Source organism: uncultured Polaribacter sp. (genome assembly GCF_947503875.1).
GTDB lineage: Bacteria > Bacteroidota > Bacteroidia > Flavobacteriales > Flavobacteriaceae > Polaribacter.
This window is the reverse complement of record NZ_CANNFH010000001.1, coordinates 513,983-532,996: the sequence shown is the minus strand read 5'-3', so window position 1 is coordinate 532,996 and position 19,014 is coordinate 513,983. Positions and strand designations below refer to the sequence as shown.

General features: G+C 30.2%; 19 protein-coding genes. 12 read left to right on the top strand and 7 right to left on the bottom strand.

From position 1 onward, the window contains the following. Window positions 1–24: 24 nt before the first annotated feature. Genes hemB through hemA form a run of 3 tightly spaced genes read right to left on the bottom strand, consistent with a single transcriptional unit; the run spans window position 25 to window position 3,832 of the window. Window positions 25–990: a porphobilinogen synthase gene (gene hemB / locus Q0684_RS02365; protein WP_299012425.1), complete on the bottom strand. Its 966-nt coding sequence runs from the start codon at window positions 988–990 to the stop codon at window positions 25–27. Window position 991: 1 nt separating this feature from the next. Continuing rightward, window positions 992–2,587, bottom strand: a complete 1,596-nt coding sequence (hemC, locus tag Q0684_RS02360) for a hydroxymethylbilane synthase (RefSeq protein WP_299012424.1) — start codon at window positions 2,585–2,587, stop codon at window positions 992–994. Window positions 2,588–2,596: 9 nt separating this feature from the next. Then, on the bottom strand, window positions 2,597–3,832 hold the full coding sequence (hemA, locus tag Q0684_RS02355) for a glutamyl-tRNA reductase (RefSeq protein WP_299012423.1): 1,236 nt from the start codon (window positions 3,830–3,832) through the stop codon (window positions 2,597–2,599). Window positions 3,833–4,037: 205 nt separating this feature from the next. On the opposite strand from hemA, the gene Q0684_RS02350 reads away from it, so the two are divergent. The 4 genes from Q0684_RS02350 (at window position 4,038) to Q0684_RS02335 (ending at window position 7,286) form a co-directional block, all read left to right on the top strand. After that, window positions 4,038–4,919, top strand: a complete 882-nt coding sequence (locus Q0684_RS02350) for an AraC family transcriptional regulator (protein WP_299012422.1) — start codon at window positions 4,038–4,040, stop codon at window positions 4,917–4,919. Window positions 4,920–4,992: 73 nt separating this feature from the next. Beyond that, window positions 4,993–5,505 (top strand): TrmH family RNA methyltransferase, encoded by a 513-nt coding sequence (locus Q0684_RS02345; protein ID WP_299012421.1) that lies wholly within the window; start codon window positions 4,993–4,995, stop codon window positions 5,503–5,505. Window positions 5,506–5,583: 78 nt separating this feature from the next. Further along, window positions 5,584–6,603, top strand: a complete 1,020-nt coding sequence (gene hemH / locus Q0684_RS02340) for a ferrochelatase (protein WP_299012420.1) — start codon at window positions 5,584–5,586, stop codon at window positions 6,601–6,603. Between the two features lie 107 nt (window positions 6,604–6,710). Continuing rightward, window positions 6,711–7,286 carry a CopD family protein gene (locus tag Q0684_RS02335; protein WP_299012419.1) on the top strand — a complete coding sequence of 192 codons (576 nt, stop codon included), beginning with the start codon at window positions 6,711–6,713 and terminating at the stop codon, window positions 7,284–7,286. A 68-nt stretch (window positions 7,287–7,354) separates the two neighbouring features. Here the strand turns inward: Q0684_RS02335 and recR are convergent, their stop codons facing one another. Further along, a complete protein-coding gene (recR, locus tag Q0684_RS02330; RefSeq protein ID WP_299012418.1) occupies window positions 7,355–7,972 on the bottom strand; it encodes a recombination mediator RecR in 618 nt (205 codons plus the stop codon). 91 nt (window positions 7,973–8,063) lie between these two features. On the opposite strand from recR, the gene Q0684_RS02325 reads away from it, so the two are divergent. The 6 genes from Q0684_RS02325 (at window position 8,064) to Q0684_RS02300 (ending at window position 13,204) form a co-directional block, all read left to right on the top strand. Beyond that, window positions 8,064–9,503, top strand: a complete 1,440-nt coding sequence (locus Q0684_RS02325; protein ID WP_299012417.1) for a sodium:solute symporter — start codon at window positions 8,064–8,066, stop codon at window positions 9,501–9,503. Next, entirely contained in the window at window positions 9,503–9,916 is a 414-nt protein-coding gene (locus Q0684_RS02320) for a hypothetical protein (RefSeq protein WP_299012416.1), read from the top strand. Before Q0684_RS02325 ends, Q0684_RS02320 begins: the two co-directional genes overlap by 1 nt. A 2-nt stretch (window positions 9,917–9,918) precedes the next feature. Then, complete coding sequence (gene pdxH / locus Q0684_RS02315) at window positions 9,919–10,566, top strand: pyridoxamine 5'-phosphate oxidase (protein WP_299012415.1); 648 nt, start codon at window positions 9,919–9,921, stop codon at window positions 10,564–10,566. A 33-nt stretch (window positions 10,567–10,599) separates the two neighbouring features. After that, window positions 10,600–11,088 carry a histidine phosphatase family protein gene (locus Q0684_RS02310; protein WP_299012414.1) on the top strand — a complete coding sequence of 163 codons (489 nt, stop codon included), beginning with the start codon at window positions 10,600–10,602 and terminating at the stop codon, window positions 11,086–11,088. Between the two features lie 6 nt (window positions 11,089–11,094). Beyond that, window positions 11,095–11,994: a rod shape-determining protein gene (locus Q0684_RS02305; RefSeq protein ID WP_299012413.1), complete on the top strand. Its 900-nt coding sequence runs from the start codon at window positions 11,095–11,097 to the stop codon at window positions 11,992–11,994. Window positions 11,995–12,103: 109 nt separating this feature from the next. Next, entirely contained in the window at window positions 12,104–13,204 is a 1,101-nt protein-coding gene (locus Q0684_RS02300) for an OmpA family protein (RefSeq protein ID WP_299012412.1), read from the top strand. Between the two features lie 301 nt (window positions 13,205–13,505). Here Q0684_RS02300 and Q0684_RS02295 read toward each other — a convergent pair whose 3' ends face one another. Further along, a complete protein-coding gene (locus Q0684_RS02295; RefSeq protein WP_299012411.1) occupies window positions 13,506–14,015 on the bottom strand; it encodes a thioredoxin family protein in 510 nt (169 codons plus the stop codon). Window positions 14,016–14,055: 40 nt separating this feature from the next. Continuing rightward, entirely contained in the window at window positions 14,056–15,081 is a 1,026-nt protein-coding gene (lpxK, locus tag Q0684_RS02290) for a tetraacyldisaccharide 4'-kinase (RefSeq protein WP_299012410.1), read from the bottom strand. A gap of 76 nt (window positions 15,082–15,157) precedes the next feature. Here lpxK and Q0684_RS02285 point away from each other — a divergent pair, with 76 nt between their 5' ends. Together Q0684_RS02285 and Q0684_RS02280 are read left to right on the top strand one after the other, a co-directional pair. Further along, window positions 15,158–16,252, top strand: coding sequence for a Nif3-like dinuclear metal center hexameric protein (locus tag Q0684_RS02285; protein WP_299012409.1), 1,095 nt, complete (start codon window positions 15,158–15,160; stop codon window positions 16,250–16,252). A gap of 2 nt (window positions 16,253–16,254) precedes the next feature. Beyond that, window positions 16,255–17,028 (top strand): hypothetical protein, encoded by a 774-nt coding sequence (locus Q0684_RS02280; RefSeq protein WP_299012408.1) that lies wholly within the window; start codon window positions 16,255–16,257, stop codon window positions 17,026–17,028. Between the two features lie 84 nt (window positions 17,029–17,112). Here Q0684_RS02280 and Q0684_RS02275 read toward each other — a convergent pair whose 3' ends face one another. Further along, the gene (locus Q0684_RS02275) at window positions 17,113–19,005 is read right to left on the bottom strand and encodes a DUF349 domain-containing protein (protein ID WP_299012407.1); all 1,893 of its coding nucleotides are present in this window, start codon (window positions 19,003–19,005) and stop codon (window positions 17,113–17,115) included. Window positions 19,006–19,014: the final 9 nt, after the last annotated feature.

Below are 19,014 nucleotides of genomic sequence, written 5' to 3'. Positions count from 1 at the left end.
GTGACAGTTCAACAATTACACAGTTTAACGTTTCAACAGCAATCTCGCTGCTTCTTTCGCAAAATAGGTAATAATAATGTCTGCTCCTGCTCTTTTCATAGACAACAAGCTTTCCATCATTACGCGTTCGCCATCAATCCAACCTTTTTCTGCGGCGGCTTTTACCATTGCATATTCGCCACTTACATTATAACATGCAATTGGTCTGTCAAAATTATTTTTTAAATCTCTAATAATATCTAAATAAGATAAGGCTGGCTTAACCATTAAAATATCTGCGCCTTCTTGATCGTCAAAAGTTGCTTCACGCATTCCTTCGTCTCTGTTTGAAGGATCCATTTGATAGGTTCTTCTATCTCCAAAAGTTGGAGCAGAATCTGCAGCGTCTCTAAAAGGTCCATAAAATGCAGATGCATATTTTACAGAATACGCCATTATTGGTAAATTTACAAAACCTGTATTATCTAAAGATTGGCGAATCATATCTATAGTGCCATCCATCATTCCAGATGGTGCAACCATATCTACCCCTGCATTTGCATGAGAAATTACTTGTTTTGCAATATTTACTAAAGTAGCATCATTATTCACATCATTGTCATGAATAATTCCACAGTGCCCATGAGAAGTATATTCACAAAAACAAACGTCTGTAATTACATATAAACTTGGGTAATTCTTTTTAATAAAACGAATGGCTTGTTGCATAATTCCATTGTCGTTCCAAGTTTCTGTACCTTCATCATCTTTGTTAGATGGAATACCAAATAACAAAACTGAAGGAATATTTAAGGCAACAACCTCATCTAATTCTTTAGAAATTCTATCTAAAGAAAAACGCTTTATACCAGGCATAGAAACAATTTCTGTTTCTATATTTTCGCCTTCTTCAATAAAAAGAGGATACACAAAATCGTCTACAGAGAGTTTGGTTTCTTTAACCAATCTTCTAATTCCTTCGTGTTTTCTAAGTCTTCTTGTTCTAAACATCTTATTCTTCTGAAAAATGATTCTTAACCAATTCTAAAAGTGACTCTACACTTGGCATATTAGCAACAACTACATTTTCAAAATGTTTTCTTGCCTCAACAGCTGTTGTTTCTCCTATACAAAAGGCAGTTTTATCTGTGGTGTTTTTTTCCAAATAGCTTGTAATTCCAGACGGACTGTAAAATAAAACGCCTTTAACATCGTCTGCTAACTTCTCTGGACTTAACATTGTTTTATAAGCCTCAATTTCATTTACAGCAACTCCTTTATTTTTTAATGTTGATGGTAAAACATCTAATCTTATATTACTACAGAAATAAGAAACTTTTTTAATATCTGTTTCTTCGGAAATATATGCTGCCAATTTTGTAGCATTTTTAGCTACTTTGGTTACCTTACCTATTCTATTTTCAATTAATTTTTTGGTTCTTCTACCTACACAAAAAATATTTTTGAACTTAATTTCATCTTTGGTAAATGAATTTAAAACGGCCTCAACTCCATTTTGGCTAGTAATTAAAACATTTTCGTGCTCTTTTTTCATAACCTTTGGTGACAATCTATTAAACCGAATTTTAATAAAATCACTATCTTCTAATCCAATACTACTTGGTAATTCTTTCTTTTGAAGTTCAGATAATTTCTTAGTAGAATACACTTTATTTTTAACTAGAGAAACACCTTCTAAATCTTCTAGCATTAACTCTTTACCACCTCTATTTATAATATAATCTGCACAATCTTTAGCCAACAACTGATGTTTACCTAATTTGGCAGTTTTAGTAACCGTGATTTTTTTAGAACCGTCTTTTTTTAATAAAACACCTTTAAAATTTATTTCTTGTGTTTTTTCATCTACATAAGCTAAAGCGCCTATTGGGGCAGAACAACCTCCTTCTAACAAGCGTAAAAACTCTCTTTCTACACCTACACAAACTTTTGTTTCGTGATGATTTAATTGCTCACATGCATCTAAAGAAAAAGTATCTATTTCCATGGCAGTAATCATAATTGCACCTTGCGCAGGTGCAGGAATCATCCATGGTAAACTAACTGCTCCTGCTGGTCTTTTACCAATTCTTTCTAAACCTGCTGCTGCAAAAACAGCACCATTCCAAGTTTCGCTATCTTCTAATTTTTGCAAACGCGTATTTACGTTTCCTCTTAAATCTTCTACTTTATGTGTTGGATAACGATTTAACCACATTGCTTTTCTACGCAAACTACCTGTTGCAATTAAACCTTCTGGGTGCCCAAAAAATTCTTCTGTATCTTTTAATACAAGAATATCGTTATAATTCGCTCTTTTTAAAACTGCGGCTTGTACCATACCTTCTGGTAAAGCTGTTGGTACATCTTTTAGAGAATGTACTGCAATATCAATATCACCATTTAGCATGGCAACATCTAAACTTTTTGTAAAAACACCAGTAACACCCAACTCATACAAGGGTTTATCTAAAACAATATCACCCAAAGACTTTATAGGCACCAAGGTTGCCTCATAACCTAATTCTAATAATTCTTTACGTACTTTATTCGCTTGCCAAAGTGCCAATTCACTTTCACGAGTTCCTATTCTAATTACTTTTTGCATGTGGTTTGGTTAGGATTGAAATACTTTCTGAATAACATCTATACTTTCTGGTACAGAAGTATCTTCACTTTTTAGATGTTTTACAAATTGTGTGGTAATCTTTTGAATTAAGCGAGAAGTTAAGATTTCTGCTTGATTTTCATCGAAATTAGAAATTTTCTTTTTTTGAAAGTTAATTTCATCATTCTTAATAGTTTCTAACGAATTTTTTAAAGCAGTAATTGCAGGTGTAAACCTTCTATGGTTTAACCAATCATTAAATTCTAATTTATGTGTAGCTATAATTTTTTCTGCTGCCGGCACTTCTGCTAAACGAACTGCTAATGTTTCATCAGTAATCTTAGAAAGTTCATCTACATTTACTAAAGAAATGTTATCCAATTCTAAAACATCGTGTGAAACATTTTCTGGCATAGATAAATCTAGAATTAATAATTCTTTATCTTTGGAGAGATTACTTTTGGTAATTGTAGGTTTATCTGCACCCGTAGAAACTATTAAAACGTCTGTATTAGCAATTTCCTCATTTAAATTTTCTATAACAGCTTTTCTTATAGAACTATGCTCTTTAACAAACTTTATAGTTTTTTCTTCTGTTCTATTAATTAAGCAAACTGTTTTATTACTTGTATACTCTGCAAGGTTTTTACAAGTATGTTTACCCATTTTACCCAAACCATACACTAAAATATTTTTAGTATTGTAATTGGGCACATTTTTAATAATGTATTGCACAGCAGCATAAGAAACAGAAGTTGTACCAGAACTTAATTTAGTCTGGTTTTTAACTTTTTTACTTGCTTGTAAAACACTGTTAACTAATCTTTCTGAATACGCATTTGTAGTTTTGAATTTTTGCGACAACTTAAAAGATTGCCTTAGTTGACCAACAATTTCATAATCTCCTAAAATTTGAGAGTCTAAACCTGTACCTATTCTGTACATATGGCTAATAGCTTGTTGCCCTTCATAAACGTGAGAGAAATCTGAAAATTCTTTTGTAGTTCCTTCAGAAAAGTCACATAACAATTCTATTAGCAAACAAGGTCTATTTGCAAATCCAAATATCTCTGTTCTATTGCATGTAGAAATTACTAAAGCACCTGAAACACCTTTATGACTTGCCGCCTTTAACAGCGCAATCTGGTTTTCCTTAGATACAGAAAACATACCACGAGTTTCTGCGTCTGCTTTTTTGTAACTAACTCCAATATTGTAAAAATGCTCTTGCCCTAATGCTTTCATATACCCTATAAGATGGCACAAAAATAAAAACTTCAATAAGATAAAAATGTCGCTAAAAGTATTTTTAATAACGTTTGCAGTATTTTTATAAATTTTTAACAATTAACACTACAAAAACCTTTATTTTTGTAGTGTTTATAAGGTTTTACATCTTTACAATATAGAATGGTTCTAAATAAACTAAAATTAATATAAACGCTTTTTTATGCTAAAAAATGTCGGTAAAAGTACTTTTGATGAAATAACATTAGAAAAAGGTTTTTATGTACTTCATTTTCAGAATGAAAGCAATAAATCTGTTACTTTTGAAAGAGAAATAGACAATACCTTTATACAAATGCACTTTTGTTTGAGAGGTAATTCTAAATTTTTATTCAATCAAAGTGCATACACTTTTGATGTGTTGGATAATAGGTCTATTTTATTATACAACCCACAACGAATTTTACCCATAAATTTAGAAATTCAACCCAAAACAACCTTAGTTTCTTTACTAATTTCTATTGAAAAATTTCATTCATTGTTTTCAAGGGAATCTGGTTATATTCCTTTTTTAAGTGATGAAAACAGCAATCATAAATTTTATGATGACCAAGAAATAAAGCCTACCATTTCTATTGTTTTACAACAAATTATAAATTCAAGTAGTAATAGTTCTTTAAGAGAATTATATGTAAAAGGCAAAATTTATGAATTGTTAAGCCTTCATTTTCAAAAAGAAGAAGATACAAACGCAGAATTTTGTCCGTTTTTAATTGATGAAGAAAACGTATTGAAAATAAGAAAAGCCAAAGAAATTATAATTTCGAGAATGGCAGAACCACCTACTTTGCAAGAACTAGCAAACGAAATTGGTTTAAATTTAAAAAAATTAAAAGAGGGTTTTAAACAAATTTATGGCGATACCGTTTTTAGTTTTTTGTTAGACTATAAAATGGAGCACGCCAGAAAACTGCTAGAAAGCAATCAACATAACGTAAATGAAGTAGGTTTGCAGGTGGGTTACAGCACTGCTAGTCATTTTATTGCTGCCTTTAAAAAGAAATTTGGTACAACACCAAAAAAATATATGCAAAGCATTGGGTAGTTTATTTATAATTTTTTAGTTACAAATCTATATGAACTATTTAACTTTGTAAGGTAAAATTTAAATTCAAAAATTGAAGCAATTAACTCACTACGATATCGTAAATAAACAAAAGCAATTTCCCATAACAATTGTTTGCGACGCAATAAGAACTCCAGAAAATATTGGAATGTGTTTTAGAATTGCCGAAAGTTTTGGAGTACATGAAATTTATTTTCATGAAAATTCGCCTTCTTTAGAAAATAGAAAAGTTGTAAACACCGCTAGAAACACTATTAATCAAATTAAACATAATTTTTATGCTGATTTTAGCCAATTAATACAACAATTAAAAAATAAAGGCAATACAATTATAGGCATAGAAATTACTGATAAAAGCATCGATATTCAGAATTTTAATTTTAAAAATTATGAAAAAATCGTTTTACTTTTGGGGAGTGAAAGAAACGGAATCGCTAACCCTGCTTTGTTAGACCAAACTATTGCAATACCAATGTATGGCAGAAATTCTAGTATGAATGTAATACACAGTTTAGCAATTACTTTATATGAAGTTACAAATCAGTTATTAGTGAGTAGTGAGTAGTGAGTAGTGAAAAAAATAAAAAATATAACATTTTTAGTGTTTCAACTTTGAAACATTAAAACCTTGAAACTTTTTTAAATGAAAGGAGTATTATTAGTAAATTTAGGATCGCCAGATAGCACAAGCACAAAAGATGTTAGAAAATATTTGGATGAATTTTTAATGGATGAGCGTGTTATAGACGCTCCAAAATGGTTAAGAACTATTTTAGTTAGAGGTATTATTTTAAATACCAGGCCAAAAAAATCTGCAAAAGCCTACAAGAAAATTTGGTGGGATGAAGGTTCTCCTTTAATTGTTTTATCTGAAAGATTGTTAGATAAAGTTCAGGAAAAGACAGAAATACCTGTAGCTTTAGCTATGCGTTATAGAAACCCTTCTATTAAAGCTGGTTTACAAGAACTGCATGATAAAGGAGTAACAGACGTGTTGATTATACCTCTGTACCCGCAGCATGCTATGGCAACTACAGACACCATTTTAGTATTGGCAGAAGAAATAAGACAAGAATTTTTCTCTCACATGAAGTTTAATCATATTCCTGCTTTTTATGATAGAAAAGACTATATTAAAGTACTAGGAGACAGCATTAAGCGAACTTTAGAAGGCAAAGAATGGGATAAAATTTTATTTTCTTATCACGGAATTCCAGAAAGACATGTAAGAAAGTCTGACATTACAAAATCGCATTGCAAACCTAATGATAGTAAAAACTGGGAGTGTTGTAAAACCAATTCACCTGCGCATGAATTTTGTTACAAACACCAATGTTATGAAACCACAAAGCAAGTGGCAGAATACTTAAATTTAACACCAGAAGAATATTTTGTTTCCTTCCAATCTCGTTTAGCTGGTGACCCTTGGTTGCAACCATATACAGATAAAATGTTAGAAAAATATCCAAAAGAAGGTGTTAAAAAACTAGCTGTTGTTACACCTGCTTTTGTTTCTGATTGTTTAGAAACGTTAGAAGAAATTGCCATGGAAGGTAAAGAAGAATTTTTAGAAGCTGGGGGAGACGCTTTTTATGCAATACCATGTATAAATGATAATGATGATTGGGTAGATGTTCTAGTAAATTGGATAGAAACGGAATAGTTGTTGGTTGTTAGTTTTTAGTTGATGGTTGAAATTAAAAATAATTACTTCAAACTAATAAACTTTTAAACTTTTAAACTTTTAAACTTTTAAACAAAAATTAAAAAATGAGTGTTTATTACATTAAAGCATTGCATATTATTTTTGTGGTAACATGGTTTGCTGGCTTATTTTATATTCCGCGTTTGTTTATTTACCAAACAGAAGCAGAAAAAAAATTAGAGCCAGCAAAATCTATTTTGCAAACCCAATATAAATTAATGTCTAAACGCCTGTGGTATATTATTACTTGGCCATCTGCTGTATTAACATTCATTTTTGGTTTTTGGACCTTTTATCATTTTCCTGAATATTTGCAAGAACCATGGATGTTGGTTAAACTATCTTTTGTACTTGCACTTTATTTTTATCATGGTTTTTGCCATAATCTGTACAAGAAACTGCAAAAAGATATCATTCCGTACACTGCTTTTAAACTAAGAATAATTAATGAAATTCCCACAATAATACTATTTGCAGTGGTCTTTTTGGTGTCTGTGCAAAATGCAATAAGCTGGGTTTGGGGTGTTGTAGGTATTTTACTCTTTGGTATTTTATTAATGTTAGCCACTAAACTCTACAAAAAGCTAAGAGAAAAAAAATCTTGGGATAAGGCTGAGAAAGAGGTTTTGCAAGAAAAGTAGTTTACAGTGACAGCTTTCAAGTCTCAGTTGATTACTGCTAACTATTACTGAATACTTTCAACTAAATTTCACCCCCTAATACTCTGCTCAAAAGGTATCCTATTCACAATACTTCTTCCTAAAGTAACTTCATCTGCATATTCCAATTCATCACCAACAGCAATTCCGCGTGCAATGGTAGAAGTCGTAATGTCAAATTTTTCTATTTGTTTATAAATATAAAAGTTGGTGGTATCTCCTTCCATAGTAGAACTTAAAGCAAATATCAATTCTTTTACCTCGCCACTTTCTACTTTATTTATTAAAGAGTCTATTTGTAAATTTTGAGGTCCAATCCCTTCAATAGGAGAAATTTTACCTCCTAAAACATGGTACAAACCTTTAAATTGTGCAGTACTTTCTATAGCCATTACGTCTCTAATGTCTTCTACAACGCAAACAATTTCTGGATTTCTTTTTGGGTTTTGGCAAATAGCACATAAAATAGTATCTGAAATATTATGGCATTTTTTACAAGTTTTTACATCATTTCTTACCTGTAATAAAGCTTCAGATAAATATTTGGTGTGGTCTGTAGGCTGTTTTAATAAATGCAATACTAAACGCAAGGCTGTTCGTTTGCCTATTCCTGGCAAACGACTCACTTCATTCACCGCATTTTCTAATAATTTAGAAGAAAAATCCATATTGTAAAATTACGAATTATCAATTACATAATCCATCAATTAAAAAAATTAAAAAAGTATATCTTCGTATTTACTAAATAGGATTTAAAAAATGCAACCACTTCATATTATATTATTAATTGTAGGTTATTTTTCTGTACTGATATTCATCTCTTATATCACAGGAAAATCTGCAGATAACAAAACCTTTTTTAAAGCAAATAACTCTTCTCCTTGGTATTTAGTAGCCTTTGGCATGATTGGCGCATCACTTTCTGGAGTAACTTTTATTTCTGTACCTGGTTGGGTAGAAGCACAAAACATGAGTTATTTTCAAATGGTTTTAGGCTATGTTGTTGGGTATACTGTTATTGGTTTGGTGCTACTTCCACTCTACTACAAACTCAATTTAACATCAATTTATACCTATTTAGAAGATAGATTTGGCAAGTATGCTTACAAAACAGGTGCTAGTTTCTTTTTACTTTCTAGAACTATTGGTGCTGCATTTCGTCTTTTTTTAGTGGCAAATGTATTGCAAGTAATTTTGTTTGATGCTTATGGAATTCCATTTTGGGTAACTGTTTCTATAACCATTTTATTAATTTGGCTGTATACTTTTAAAGGAGGTATTAAAACTATTGTTTGGACAGACACTTTGCAAACCTTATTTATGCTAATTGCAGTTGGTGTATGTATTTATACCATTTCTAGTGAAATGGAAATAAATAATTTATTTACCTATATTTCCGATAACAAACTCTCTAAAACTTTCTTTTTTGAAGACATAAATGCTGGAAATTATTTCTGGAAACAATTTTTATCCGGCGCATTAATTGCAGTTGTTATGACAGGTTTAGATCAAGACATGATGCAAAAAAACTTAACTTGTAGAAACTTAAAAGATGCACAAAAAAACATGTTTTGGTTTACAATTGTGTTAGTAATTGTAAATTTTTTCTTTTTAGCATTAGGAGTTTTATTAACAGATTATGCCCAAACCAATGGTATAAATGCTAATAAGGATGAACTTTTCCCTATAATTGCTACAAGTGGAAAACTTGGTTTGGCTACTGCGCTGTTCTTTTTACTAGGTTTAATTGCTGCTGCCTATTCTAGTGCAGATTCTGCCTTAACCTCTTTAACAACATCTTACAGTATAGACATTTTAGAATTAGATAAAAAGGATAAGACATCAGATGAAAAAGAAACAATCAGAAAAAAAGTACATGTTCTATTTTCAATTGTCTTAATTATTACCATTCTAATATTTAAATATTTTATTGCAGATGAAAGCGTAATTGCCAATATATTTAAAGCGGCAGGTTATACTTATGGTCCACTTTTAGGCCTCTATAGTTTTGGTTTGTTTACCAAGCTAAAGGTCAAAGATAAAATGGTACCTGTAATTTGTTTAACAGCACCTATTTTAACCTTTATTATAAGTCATTATAGTTTGTATTTTTTTAATTTTGATTTTGGGTTTTTTGTGTTAGCGCTTAATGGGTTTTTAACTTTTTTGGGGTTATCTTTGTTTAAAAAATCAACTTAATGAAAAAAAACACCTTAATATTGCTACTTTTTATAACCTATTATAGCAATGCCCAATTTAAAGCAACAGGTTATTTTGATAAAGAAATAGGTATTAGTTACGCCTTTAATAATAAACTACAAACAGAACTAAGAATAAACGATAATTTAGGCATTGATTTTAATACAGAACTCAGCTTACTTTACAAATTTGTAAACAAAAGCAACTATAACTTTAATACAGGTTTAGGAGTCTCTTTTTTTCCGTTTACAGGAGCAGACTTACAGAGCGTCTATTTGCCAGTGCAATTAGAAATATTCCCTGTACAAAACAATAAAAATTTGGCGCTAGTTTTAGAGAGTGCTTACCATTTAGATGATTTTGAAAATGGTTTAAGAAATACTGTAGGAATACGATATATATTTAATAAATAATAATGGCAAAAGACTTAAGTAATTATAGAAAATCTTACGAAAAGCAAGAACTTTTAGAAAGTACTTGTCCAGAAAATCCAATGGAATTGTTTCAAAGATGGTTTAGAAATGCAGATGAATCTGAAACTGTAGAAGAAACCAATGCAATGAATATTAGCACGATAGGTAAAGATGGTTTTCCAAAAAATAGAGTAGTATTATTAAAAAAGTTTACTTACGAAGGTTTTATTTTTTACACAAACTACACTTCCGAAAAAGGAAAAGCAATAGCAGAAAACAATAACATTTGTTTGTCTTTTTTTTGGCCTGCTTTAGAACAACAAATTATTATTAAAGGAAAAGCAGAAAAATTAGCAGAAAATTTATCTGATGGATATTTTGAATCGAGACCAGATGGAAGCAAATTAGGCGCTTGGGCTTCTAACCAAAGTACAGTGGTTTCTTCAAGAAAAGCACTTGAAGACAATTTATTAGCTTTAGAGAAAAAATACGAAAATAAAGAAATACCAAGACCAAAACATTGGGGTGGCTATCTGGTAAAACCAATTTCTATAGAATTCTGGCAAGGCAGACCAAACAGACTTCATGATAGAATTAGATATTCTCTACAAGAAGATTTTTCTTGGAAATTAGAAAGATTAGCACCATAATTTTTATATTTACCGTATCAACTATAAAAATTAATGAAAACAATTTACATAGTAAGGCACGCAAAATCTTCTTGGGAATATTCTGGTATATCAGATATAGATAGACCCTTAAAAAAAAGAGGTATAAAAGATGCACATTTAATGTCTAAACATCTATCTAAAACTATAGATAGGCCAGATGTTTTTGTTTCCAGTAGTGCAAATAGAGCTTTGCATACTGGTTTAATTTTCTGCGATAATTTAGACTTTCCGTTAGCCAATCTTCAAATTAAAAAACAATTGTACAGTTTTAGCGATGGTTATTTAGTAAAAACAGTAAAAGCCTTAGATGATGGTTTTAACTCGGCTATTATTTTTAGCCACGATCATGGTATCAACTCTTTTGTAAATAAATTTGGTAGTACGCCAATTTCTCATGTAGCTACTTGTGGAGTTATCGGTATTCAATTCAAAGAAAAACATTGGAAAAATATTAGAAAAGGAACAACAATTTTAATTGAATTTCCTAAAAACCATAAATAAAATATTTTGTTAGAAATAAAAAAATATGGAGCCATAGATATTGGTTCTAATGCAATTAGATTATTAGTATCTAACGTAATTGTTTCTGAAGATAAAGAACCTCAATTTAAAAAATCTTCTTTGGTTAGAGTTCCAATAAGATTAGGTGCAGATGCATTTTCTAAAGATGGTATTATAACCGATGCCAATATTACTAGGATAATAAACGCCATGCAAGCTTTTAAACTTTTAATGAAAGTGCATAATGTAGAGCGTTTTAAAGCCTGCGCTACCTCTGCAATGAGAGAGGCTGTAAATGGTAAACAAGTAGTAGCACAAATTGCTGAAAAAACAGGTGTTAATGTAGATATTATTGGAGGTAAAGAAGAAGCTGCAATTATATCTTCTACAGATTTAAGTTCCTTAATAGATGGTAATAATACCTATTTGTATGTAGATGTTGGTGGAGGTAGCACAGAGTTTACCATTTTTTCTAAAGGTAAAATAATTACTTCTAAGTCTTTTAAAATGGGTACAGTACGTTTATTAAACAATAAAAAATCTGTAAACAAAGAAATTTTTGCAGGCGTAGAAAAATGGATTAAAAAAAACACCAAAGATTTTAAAAAGATTGCACTAATTGGTTCTGGAGGAAATATAAATAAACTTTTTAAAATGTCTGGCAGAACAGATGGTAAACCTATTTCTTATATTTATTTGAGTGCGCAGTACCAATTTTTAAAACAAATGTCTTATAATGAGCGTATATCTGAGTTGAGTTTAAACCCAGATAGAGCAGATGTAATTATACCGGCTACTAAAATTTATTTATCTGCAATGAAATGGAGTGGCGCCAGAAAAATATTCGTTCCAAAGATAGGACTCTCTGATGGTATTATAAAAAGCCTATTTTATAATAAAATTTAAAAATACAGTTAACTTTTCTTTAACAGGTCTTCACATTTTTCACATTATTGTGACTTTTAGAATTTATTTGTGTCTTAAAAGTGTATATAAATCTAAAACTATAACAATTATGAAAAAAATTTTACTAGGAGCCTTCTTTTTAGCATTTGGCGCAGTAACTTTCGGGCAAGATTTGCCAACAAACCCAGAACCAGGAAAATGTTACGTACGTTGTAAAACTCCTGAAGTATGGAAAAATGAGGATGTAACAATAGAAATTGCACCTGCATACAAGAAAATTGTAACATATCCTGCAACTTTTGAAACCGTAACTGAAAGAGTATTAATTAAAGAAGCAGATCAAAAATTAGTAATTGTACCAAGTGTATGGGAAACTAAAACTATGACTTATGTTGGTAAAGAAGATGCTAACAAACTAAGCGTTGTAAAAGCAACCTTCGGATCAGATGCTCAAGTTATAGAAACTAAGGCAGCCTCTGCTGTTTGGGAAATGAGTGAAAAAGCTCCTGATTGTGAGTCTAGCGATCCTAACGACTGTAGATACTGGTGTTTTAAGCCAATTCCTGCAAAATTTGTAACAGTTAACCAAACAACTTTAAATTCAGATGCTTCTACAGTAAGTACTCCAGTACAGGGTTACAATAAAACGTATACTAAAAGAGTAATGGTTAAAGGACCAACAACAAAAACTATTGATGTTCCTGCTGTTTATTCAACTATTAAGAAAATAGTTTTAGTCAAAGACGCATATAAAGAAGAGGTTACTGTACCTGCAAAGTATAAAACGGTTACTAAAGAAGTTTTAGTAAACAAAGGCGGATTAACTACTTGGAAAGAAGTTGAATGTGAATTAGTAAACAACACTCCATTACCAATTAACTGGAATCTAGGAAGTGCTACTTTAACTTCTGGTGCAAAAAGAATTATTGATGCTCGTTTATTACCTATCCTAAAAGACGGTGTAGCAGTAGCAATTGAATCTCATACAGATTCTAGAGGTTCTAAAGCAAATAACCAAGAATTATCTGAAAGAAGAGCACAAGCAGTTACTAACTACTTAATTTCTAAAGGTGTTAACCCTAGCCAATTAACTGGTAACGGAATGGGAGAATCTAAATTAACTAATAGATGTGCAGATGGTGTTTCTTGTACAGAAGCGCAACATAGAGCAAACAGAAGAACTACTTTTAGAGTTATAAACCAAAAGTAATTTTTTTTAGAATCTTTAAAAGATTTAAAAGTCGAAGTAGTTTATGTACTTCGGCTTTTTTTTGGTTCTATATTGAAAATTAAGAAGCCTATTACTAGTAAAAACTATAATATTATTATTGAAATAACTGAAAACTTTTTATAGAACCCCAGTTAGAAAAAAGATTACAATCTAAAGTTTAATGCTATAAAGCTATAAGACAGAATGTGATCACATTTATTTGCAATTAAAGTGATATGAATATGCTTTTAAGCTATGCAACAGGGCAGATTAAACAGTCTATTTAGTTAAGTTAACAACTCTAGTAATTTTCTATAACAGATTCTAAAAAAGGATAGTAATATTCTGGAAGAATGAGACCTTTCTTATGGCCAATCATTTTTCCTTTGTGATTTACAAACACCAAAGTAGGGTAAGATTTTACGCCATACTTTCTTATTAAATCATAATTCTCTTCCATTTTTTTTGCAGGAACCAAATCTTTATTCTGCGGATTGTCTACTTCTAATAAAATTAATTTTTTATCTGCTAAATTTTTAAATTTCTCTGTATGAAATAACTTTTTATCCAAAATCTTACATGGTCCACACCAATCTGACCCCGTAAAATAAATTAAAACAGGTTTATTTTGTTTTTTAGATTTCTTAAGAGCTTTTTTGAAACTCTCTTCCCAATTTAAATATGGCGCCTCATTTTCAAGAATTGCATTGTGCACATATCCATCTTTAAAAGTTTCCGCACCCGCTTCTTCTTGTGCAAAATTTACTACTGTAACTAGCATTAAAAGATAAGTAAAAAATAATTTTTTCATAAGAAGGTTTCTTTATAAAACAACAAATACAATACCAAAGTTAGTTATTTCCATTTAAATGCAAATTAATCAAATTACTAAATGTTTTAGATTGCTCATTTAAAAAACTTGTTTCTATCGCCAAATATGATAAATCATCTAAGATATTGATTAATCTTACATAATCTTTTTCTGTGGTTAAAATCATCTTTTTTTCTGCCTGTATTTTATCAAATTTCTTTTGAATTTTATCAATTTCCTCCTCTGAAAAATGATGATGATCTGAAAATTTTAAATGCTCAAAATTAACCTTTAAATCTAATAAATAGTTGGTTAACGGTTCTGTATGTGCTATACCCGTTATTAATAAAACTGAAAAATCCTTTATTTTTTCTGTTTGAATTTGTTGGCTACCTAAAGTGGTTTCAGCATACTTAATAGTTGTAAAAAAAACAGGCTTATTATACTTACTTAATTTGTTTTTTATTACCCTTTGCTCTTCTGCAGTAATATTTTTTGGGCATTTTGTAACCAAAATAGCGTTGCTTCTATTTGCACCTTTTTTACTTTCTCTAAGATTTCCTGTTGGCAATAAAAAATCATCTATAAACAAATCGTTATACTTTGTTAAAAGTACATAAAAACTACCTTTAACTTTTCTATGCTGATAAGCATCATCTAACAAAATAACATCAGGATTTTTTAAATTACAAAGTTTAAATATGCCCTCTACTCTATTTGCATTTACTGCTAAAGCAATATTAGAAAACTTTTTAAAATATTGCAAAGGCTCATCTCCTACTTCTGCTGCAGTATGCGTACTATTTAATAAAACAAAACCCTTTGTTTTTCTTTTATAACCTCTACTTAAAACACCAACCTTATAATTGTCTTTTAATAAGCGAATTAAGTATTCTATTTGAGGCGTTTTACCTGTACCACCAACACTTAAATTACCCACTACAATAACAGGAATATTAAAAGTAGTTTCTTTAAACACACCAATATCGAAAAAGAAATTACGAATGCGAGTAACTGCATCGTAAAGAATTGCAAATGGGAATAATAAAAAACGAAATATTTTCATTGACACGAAAATAAGTCAATTTTATGAAATGATACATGGAAAATGTTAACTTTGGTTTTTAATAGATTTTTTAATTATGGTTGTAAAAGATATTACAAATTACATAGAGGAATTAGCACCACTTAGTTATGCCGAAGACTTTGATAATGTTGGCCTGTTGGTGGGCAATTATAACAGCAAAATTAATGGAGTTTTAGTAACCTTAGACACTTTAGAAGAAACAGTAGATGAAGCTATTACTAACAACTGCAATTTAATTGTTAGTTTTCATCCTATAATTTTTGGCGGATTAAAAAAACTAAATGGAAATTCTTATGTAGAACGCGTAGTGTTAAAAGCTATTAAAAATGATATTGCTATTTACGCAACGCACACAGCATTAGACAACTCTTTAAACGGTGTTTCTGCAAAAATGTGTGCAGTTTTAGGATTGAAAAATAATCGTATTTTAATTCCTAAAAAAGGAATTATTAAGCAACTAACCACTTGTACTCCTTTAGATAATGCAGATAATTTAAAACAAAAGTTATTTAATGCTGGCGCAGGAAGTTTAGGTAATTATGATAATTGTGCTTTTACTGTAAATGGAAGTAGCACCTATAGAGGCAATAAAAACGCTAATCCTAAGAAAGGCGAAAAAGGGAAAATTCATACAGAAGAGGAAACAAGAATTTCGGTAACTTTTGAAAGCAGATACGAACACGCTGTTTTAAAAGCTTTAAAAAATGATAACGTTTATGAAGAAGTGGCTTACGAATTGATTACTACAGAAAATGTATATCAAAATATTGGAATGGGAATGATTGGAGAACTCCCAGAAGAAATGGAAGAAAAAGATTTTTTGTTATTTCTAAAAAAAACAATGCAAACCAATTGTGTGCGTCACTCTAATCTTATCAATAAAAAAATAAAAAAAGTAGCCGTTTTGGGTGGTTCTGGTAGTTTTGCTATTGATAATGCAAAAAGAGCTGGTGCAGACGCTTATGTAAGTGCAGATTTTAAATATCATGAGTTTTTTAAGGCAGAAAACAGCATCCTTTTAGCAGATATTGGCCATTATGAAAGTGAACAGTTTACAAAAAACCTTTTAGTTGATTATCTTACAAAAAAATTTAGTAATTTTGCAATCATTTTATCAGAAAAAAGTACAAATCCTATATATTACATTTAAACATGGCAAAAAAGAAAGAAATTTCGGTTGAGCAAAAATTAAGAGCATTGTATGACTTACAGTTAATAGACTCTAGAATTGACGAAATTAGAAACGTTAGAGGAGAACTTCCTTTAGAAGTAGAAGACTTAGAAGATGAAGTTGCTGGTTTAAATACAAGAATTTCTAACTTAGGAGAAGATGCTGCTAACTTAGAAACAGAAATTAATAATAAAAAACAAGCAATAGAAAACTCTAAAGCTTTGATGAGCAAATATGAAGAGCAACAAAAAAATGTTAGAAATAACAGAGAATTTGACTCTTTATCTAAAGAAATTGAATACCAAGATTTAGAAATTCAATTAGCTGAAAAAAGAATTAACGAGTACAAAGCTAAAATTGCTCAAAAAAATGAAGTTATAGATGCTACTAAAGAAAAATTAGCAAAGCAAGAACAACATTTAGGGCATAAAAAAGCAGAATTAGATGCAATTTTAAGCGAAACACAAAAAGAAGAAAAGCTTTTAGCTGAAAAATCTGAAGAGTTTGCAAAATCTTTAGATGAGCACTTATTTTCGGCTTATACAAGAATTAGAACCAAAGTTAAAAACGGTTTAGCGGTAGTAGCTATAGAAAGAGGTGCTTCTGGTGGTTCTTACTTTACTATTCCACCTCAGGTGCAATTAGAGATAGCAAATAGAAAAAAAATTACTATAGATGAACATAGTGGTCGTATTTTAGTAGATGCTGCTTTAGCTGAAGAAGAAAAAGTAAAAATGGACAAGCTTTTTTCTTAATCCTTTTTTAAAATAAATTTAAAAAAAACTCGAAACTTATGTTTCGAGTTTTTTTATTTAGTGAGATTTTACGATATATCTAATTTAATAATCTAAACTTTTTAGATATTTTAATTTCTCTTTCCAAGTACTTAAATCTACTTTAAAATCTGCTACTTGTTTCTTAACATTTAGCACTAAAGGGTTATTGTCTTTAGCGTTAGAAAAGAATCCTAAATTGTTTTCTAATTGTTGTATTTCTTTAACAACTTCATCTATTTTTTTTCTTACAAATAACTGTTCAGAATCTAATTTTCTAGCATCATTATTAGCCATTAAACCATCTACCACATTTGTAAACTTTAACATAGACACTTCTTGCTTATCTAAAGACAAACTTTCTAACAATCTATCTATCTGCTTATTAAACTTGCCTTCTAAATGCCTTACATTGTGTGGCAGTCCTCCTATTTTTTTCCAACTTTCTATAGCCTCTAAAACACTTTCTTTTGTATGATTTTTAGTTTCCTTTAATGTTTCTAAAAATGCTTTTTTTGCATCTACAACAGCCTGTTGTTCCGCATTTACTGTTGTTTTTTGCTTATTTAGCCTATCAAAATAATGGTTACAGGCACCTTTAAATTTCTTCCAAATGTCATCTGAAAATTTTCTAGGTACATGACCTATCTTTTTCCAATCGTTCTGTATTTTTTTCAAAGTATTGGTGGCAACCTCCCAATCTTCACTATCCTTTAAAGATTCTGCTACTTCTATTAACGCTAGTTTTTGCTGTAAGTTTTTCTGTTGATTACTTTTCTCTTCCTTGTAAAAAGTATTTTTCGCATTGTTAAATTTCTTGGTAGCCTCTTTAAATTTTTGCCAAACTTCTTCACTCTTGGCATATGGCAATTTACCTGCATTAAAATAATCTTGGCGCAAGCTTTCAATATCCTTTATACTATTTTGCCAATCTTTATGCGTTTTATTACCTGAAGTTTCATAAGCAGCAATACTTTCAATAATTACCAACTTTTTATTTATAATTTCTTGATATTTAGATTTCATTTCACGATAAAACTCGTGACGCTTATCATGTATTTTTTTAGTTGCCGCACTAAATTTTTTCCAAATATCTTCTCTTACTTCACTTGCAACAGGACCAATATCTTCTTTCCAAGTTCTGTGTAATTCTTGCAACTCTTTAAAAGCAACATTAATATCTTTACTTTCTATTAAAGCCTCTGCTTTGGCAATAATTTTAAGTTTTTCTTCTAAATTATTTTTAAAGTCTAAATCTCTAAAATCATTTCTAATATTTAAAAGATCGTAAAAACGTTCTACATGATGATGGTAGGTTTTCCAAGTATCATTATATCTAGTTTTAGAAACTGGCCCAATAGCACGCCAATTTTCTTGAATCTGTTTAAACTCTTTGTACATTGTATCTGCATTTGCTTCTACGATAAGAATTTTGAGATCCTCAATAACTTTTAAACGTTTTTCTAGATTTTCTTTTAACTGATTTTCTAGTGCTTTATAATGGGTATCTCTTTGTTTTTTATAAGTGGATAAAAGTGTATTGTATTCCGTTTTAATAGGACTAGAAAATTTAAAGTCTATAGAGTCTCCTCCCACTTCTAAAAAGGCTGTCTTTTTTTCTGCCAAAAGACTTCCAAACTTAACATTAAAAGTACTTTTAATACTTTCTACCTGATTTTTAATCTTATGCGCAGGGTTTGTTTCAAGCGCACTTTTTAAAGTTGCTACCAACTCTTCTAAACTAAAAGATGTATAATCTACAGTCTTTTCTTCTTCTTGTTTTTCTGTCTCCGCCTCTTCTGCAACAGAATTTTCCATTTCATTAACAGCAGCCTCAGTTTCGTCCTCTAATTGTTTTGCGCTAACCTCTGCTTTTAAATTATCACCTTTTGTGGCCGCTTCATTTTTAATTGAGTTTTTCAACGACTTTTCTACATTCTCATCCTTTATATCTAACATATCTACAAT